This window comes from Sphingomonas bacterium (genome assembly GCF_903643065.1).
Classification (GTDB): Bacteria; Pseudomonadota; Alphaproteobacteria; order Sphingomonadales; family Sphingomonadaceae; genus Sphingomonas.
The window spans coordinates 1-3,606 of the sequence record NZ_CAHJWX010000311.1 but is presented as its reverse complement, the minus strand read 5'-3'; the positions used below and the strand labels follow the sequence as shown (position 1 = coordinate 3,606).

The following is a 3,606-nucleotide window of genomic DNA, read 5'->3' as shown; positions in this document are numbered from 1 at the left end:
CGCAGGCGCGGACCAGCAGGCCGACGTCCGCGACCCGCCCGTCGGGGCCGAGGCCGACGTCCACCGTGACGCGGCTGCCGCACACGGGCGAGCGTTTCTCGGCGGTCGCCTGCGCGTGCGGCAGGCGCGCGTGATGCGGGATCGACGCCGCGAGGCGCAGGATATCGGTGGTGTACAGCGTCGTCACGATTGCACGCTTTCGTTGTCGCGCGGACCCCAGAGCGGGTCGCCATGGCGGCGCCGGTCCAGGAGGTCGGCGATGCCGGCGCTGGTCGCGTCGAGCAGCGGGTAGGTGCGGGAGTGGATCATCCACTCGGGCCGCCGCCGCGCCCCGCCGCGCGCGGTATCGACCACCAGCGCCACCAGCATGAAGGCGAGGCTGGCGAGGATCAGCCCCTTGATCGCGCCAAAGCCCAGGCCGAGCGCGCGGTCGACCGGGCCCAGCACGGAGGTCCGCGTCCGCTTGCCCAGGGCGCGCGCGACCCAGCGCCCGGCGAGATAGGTGACGCCGGTGAGCATTGCGAACGCCAGCACCGCCGCGCCGGGGACGGTGCCGATCACGCCGGCGAGCGCCTGGGTGAGCGGGGCGTGGGCGAGCTTGAGCACCACCACCGCCGCCACCCAGGCGAACAGGGCCAGCACCTCCGTCACGAACCCGCGCGCCAAGCCCAGCGCCGCCGCGCCGCCGACGCCCAGGAGCACGAGGATGTCGAGCGCGGTCAGACCCATGGCCCGGCATACGCACCCTGAACCCGCGATGCTACCCCCGCGCCGCCGCCCGGACGCCGGCGCCGCCGCGCGCGCCCTCGTCGCGGTCGATCGCCATCCCCTCCAATACCAGCCGCATCAGCGTCAGGCCCCGATCGGACAGGTTGACCAGCGTGCGGCGGCGATCCGCGGAATCGCTGGTCCGCTCGATCAGCCCGGCGCGTTCGAGCTGATCGAGGTGCCGCAGCCCGGTGGTGGAGGCATTGCCGCCCGCTTCGGCGACGTTGGACGCGGTGAGCGGCCGGTCACCATCCTGCATGGCATAGAGAAGCAGCAGCATGTCCCAGCTCGGCTCCGCCATCGCCAGCCCCGTGCTCTCGAAGGCGGCATCGCGCCGGCGGCGTTCACGGTAGAGCCGCATCGCCAGCTCGCCGCCGGGCGGCGGCTGCCGAGCCGCGCCGGCCGATATCGGCCTGAGCATCGCGACCTCGCCATGGTCGCGCAGCACGCGCGCGACCTGTTCCAGCTCATCCGCCAGCCGCCCCAGCGAGGGCGCGCTCACGCCGCACCTGCCACGACCAGTCGAACCCCGGCGCGCGGCGGCGATGGCGCCAGGTGCCGATCGCGAGGATGACAAGGACCGGATAGGCCAGCAGGCCGCCCAACCGCGCGTAGACATCCGGCAGGATCGTCGGGTCGTAGGCGCGGACGCCGTGAAGAGTGACCGCGAGCAGCTGGACCGCGGCGACGTAAAGCGGCCAGAACCGATCGGCCCACGCCGCCACCAGCACCAGCCCGATGAGCATGACGCCGTCCGCGACGAGCAACGGCCAGACGATGGTGGCAAAGTGCGGACGCGGCAGGACCGTCGTGATCCCGACCGCGATCACGACCAGCCAGGCGACGATGCGTTCCGGCTGGCCACCGTTCCGGAACGCAAAACCGCAGGTCACGGCCGCCGCCGATATGAACAGGAGCGACCGAACGATCCAGAAAACGAAGACAGAGGTGGGCATCGGGCATCATTAGCCGACGATCGGTCGCGTGTCCGCTCCCAACGCCGGCCTGAGGCCGTCTTCCGCAGGCGGCTTGCCCGAGTCGCCGAACATCTCGACATCCAGTCCCATCCGCTTGCCCAGCCGCTCCAGCTGGCGGTGCCCTGCCACCAGATGGCCGCGCGCGCGCACCGCATGGCCCTGCGCTTCGCCCAGTTCGTGGAGGATCAGCTGGCCGGCGACGGCGGACAGGCCGAGCTGCGTCTCGGCCGCGATCGCCGCCTGCGCCAGCCGGCCCTGCTCGGCGTACAGCTCGGCCGCGAGCCGCTCGCAGCGGTGCAGCGCGCCGACCATCGTAGCGATTGCTTGGTCGCGCGGATCCGGTTCAGCGGAGAAGGTCGCTGACGGCGCGGACGCCGCCAGCGAAGGCGCCGAAGCCGATGGCGAGAACAAACGCGAGAGCGAGGATGGCGACGAGACGGGCGGGAATGGAAAGGTCATTGTGTGCTCCTGTTCGGAGCGGCACCCATCGCGTCCAGGTCGGCGGTGGCGATACCCGCGCCGGCATATCCCCTATCGCGGCAGGGGGCGGTTCACAGATGGGCAGCAGCAACAGCGGGGCCGGCCCGAAGACGAGCAGCGCCGCCTCGCGCCGGTCCTTCGCGTCCAGCGCCTCCAGCGCCTCGGCGAAATAGCCGTCCACCGTGGACCGCGCGATGCACAGCTCGCGCGCGATCTCCTTGGAGGTGGCACGCCGCGTCCAATACAGCTCCAGCACCTGGCGCTGGCGCGGGCTGAGCCTGACTGCCCTCTCCATTGTGCGCGGATGCTATGCCTTCCAGCCGATCCGGGCAAATATTTACTAATTCATGTTAAGCTATGTTATCGGGCCGGCGTCATCCCCGGCCGAGCAGATGGTCGACGACCTGCGCGAGCGTCCGGAATCCACTGATGCGCAGTCCCGCCGCGTCGCCCCCCGCGCCGGCGGGAAGCAACGCGCGCTCGAAGCCGAGCTTGCCCGATTCCTTGAGGCGCAACGGCGCGTGCGCGACCGGGCGCAGCTCGCCCGACAGCGCGATCTCGCCGAACGCGACCGCGTCGGCCGGCACCGGGCGCTCCGACAGCGCGGAGACCAGCGCCGCCGCCACCGCCAGGTCGGCCGCCGGATCCTGCACGCGATAGCCGCCCGCGACGTTGAGATAGACCTCGCAGGCCGAGAAGCTGAGGCCGCAGCGCGCCTCCAGCACCGCCAGCACCATCGCCAGCCGCCCCGAATCCCACCCCACCACCGCGCGCCGGGGCGTCGCGCCCGACGCGAGCCGCACCACCAGCGCCTGGATCTCGACCAGCACCGGTCGCGTGCCCTCCAGCGCCGGGAACACGGTCGCCCCCGTCACGCCCTCATCGCGATGCGTCAGGAACAGCGCCGACGGGTTGGCGACCTCCGTCAGCCCCTCCGTCTCCATCGCGAAGACGCCGATCTCGTCGGTTCCTCCAAAACGGTTCTTTATCGCGCGCAGGATACGATATTGATGCGATCGCTCGCCCTCGAACGAGAGCACGGTGTCGACCATGTGCTCCAGCACGCGGGGCCCCGCGATGCTGCCGTCCTTGGTGACGTGGCCGACCAGCACCACCGCGCTGCCGCGCTCCTTGGCGAAGCGGATCAGCTCCCCCGCCGAGGCGCGCACCTGGCTGACCGTGCCGGGGGCGCCCTCGATCAGGTCCGAGTGCATCGTCTGGATCGAGTCGATCACCAGCAGCGCCGGCGCCGGCCCGGTCGCCAGCGTGGTCAGGATGTCGCGCACCGAGGTGGCGGCGGCGAGCTGGACGGGCGCGTTGCCCAGCCCCAGGCGCCGCGCGCGCAACCGCACCTGGTCCGCCGCCTCCTCGCCCGAGACAT

Annotated in this window: 6 protein-coding genes and 1 pseudogene; all 7 read right to left on the bottom strand. The window is 71.8% G+C overall.

Translation table 11 applies throughout. The annotated features are described in order from the left end of the window. Positions 1-190 (bottom strand): annotated as a pseudogene (locus HUU95_RS11015) (iron-sulfur cluster assembly scaffold protein); the annotation flags it as partial. After that, positions 184-729: a CvpA family protein gene (locus tag HUU95_RS11010; protein ID WP_174280157.1), complete on the bottom strand. Its 546-nt coding sequence runs from the start codon at positions 727-729 to the stop codon at positions 184-186. The gene HUU95_RS11010 and the pseudogene HUU95_RS11015, both read right to left, overlap by 7 nt. A gap of 31 nt (positions 730-760) precedes the next feature. Then, positions 761-1,270 carry a MarR family winged helix-turn-helix transcriptional regulator gene (locus HUU95_RS11005; protein ID WP_174280156.1) on the bottom strand — a complete coding sequence of 170 codons (510 nt, stop codon included), beginning with the start codon at positions 1,268-1,270 and terminating at the stop codon, positions 761-763. Beyond that, on the bottom strand, positions 1,236-1,661 hold the full coding sequence (locus HUU95_RS11000) for a hypothetical protein (protein ID WP_174280155.1): 426 nt from the start codon (positions 1,659-1,661) through the stop codon (positions 1,236-1,238). The genes HUU95_RS11005 and HUU95_RS11000 overlap by 35 nt, the downstream gene beginning before the upstream one ends. A gap of 72 nt (positions 1,662-1,733) precedes the next feature. Further along, a complete protein-coding gene (locus tag HUU95_RS10995) occupies positions 1,734-2,057 on the bottom strand; it encodes a hypothetical protein (RefSeq protein WP_174280154.1) in 324 nt (107 codons plus the stop codon). Between the two features lie 31 nt (positions 2,058-2,088). After that, positions 2,089-2,520, bottom strand: a complete 432-nt coding sequence (locus HUU95_RS10990; protein ID WP_174280153.1) for a helix-turn-helix domain-containing protein — start codon at positions 2,518-2,520, stop codon at positions 2,089-2,091. A gap of 79 nt (positions 2,521-2,599) precedes the next feature. Next, a partial coding sequence (locus HUU95_RS10985; protein WP_174280152.1) for a magnesium chelatase domain-containing protein occupies positions 2,600-3,606 on the bottom strand: 1,007 nt, incomplete at its 5' end.

Bases quoted from the DNA above. Each gene is read 5' to 3' on its own strand.
- HUU95_RS10995 (WP_174280154.1), bottom strand. From the start codon at position 2,057: ATGGTCGGCGCGCTGCACCGCTGCGAGCGGCTCGCGGCCGAGCTGTAC.
- HUU95_RS10990 (WP_174280153.1), bottom strand. From the start codon at position 2,520: ATGGAGAGGGCAGTCAGGCTCAGCCCGCGCCAGCGCCAGGTGCTGGAG.
- HUU95_RS11010 (WP_174280157.1), bottom strand. From the start codon at position 729: ATGGGTCTGACCGCGCTCGACATCCTCGTGCTCCTGGGCGTCGGCGGC.